The 915-nt window shown below is 77.3% G+C and carries 1 protein-coding gene; it reads right to left on the bottom strand.

Annotation, left to right across the window (positions count from 1 at the left end; all coding sequences use genetic code 11):
* On the bottom strand, positions 1-915 hold a 915-nt coding region (locus EAD98_RS03375), incomplete at both ends, for a hypothetical protein (RefSeq protein WP_121652613.1).

Here is a 915-nt window from a genome sequence, read left to right on the forward strand (position 1 = left end):
GAGCAGCAGGGCGGCCAGGTTGGCCCACACCCAGTAGGCGTACGGGCGCTCGGCCGCCCAGCCCTGGTAGTACCGCTCGACCACCAGCCGGTACCCCTCCCACCACTCGAAACCGGCCACCACGAAGATCGCTGTCACGGCGACCACCCCGCCGCAGGCGGCGAGCAGCGCTCCCCAGCGGTGGGTGCGGCGCAGCGCCAGCACGGCCAGGGCGAGCACCCCGACCAGCAGGAACCCGTACGACAGGTGCAGCGCGAAGCCGAGCAGCGCGCCGCCGGCCGCGGCCGTGGCCCGGCCGCGGACGGCCAGCAGGGCCAGGCCGGCCGCGACCACGGCGGCGAAGATGCCGTCCGCGGAGGCACCTACCCAGACCGCGCCCGGCAGCAGCACCAGGAACGGGGTCACCGCGCGGGCCGCGTCGGCGGCGCCCAGCGCCCGCAGGGTCACCGGCACCGACACCGCCACCGTGGCCCCCACCAGCACGCAGGCCAGGGCGGCGGCGGTGCCTCCGCCCAGGCCGACCCGGTCCAGCCAGACGAAGATCAGCAGCGCGCCGGGGGGATGCCCGGCGGTGTGGGTGGACCAGGCGTCCGGCTGGAAGTCCAGGATCCGGCCCGTGAACCCGGCAAGCATCGCCGGGATGTCGGCGACGCCGGGGACCTCGTGCAGGTACTCCGCCTGCGGGGTGAGTCGCCGGGTCAGCCCCGCCGACCAGCCGTCCACCAGGGCCAACGACAGCGTCCAGGCCACCGCCGCCAGCCACGCGGCGACCAGCAGGACGCCCCAGCGCGCGGTGCGGGCCCACCGCGCCCCCCAGCCCACCACCACGACGGCGACCAGCACCGCGGCCGGGCTGCCCCAGCCGAGGTGCGGCCGCCAGGTCGCGTACAGGGGGGCGGCCTCGGCGTGCAGACC

Origin of the sequence: Micromonospora sp. CV4 (assembly GCF_003667455.1) — a bacterium.
Taxonomy (GTDB): Bacteria; Actinomycetota; Actinomycetes; order Mycobacteriales; family Micromonosporaceae; genus Micromonospora.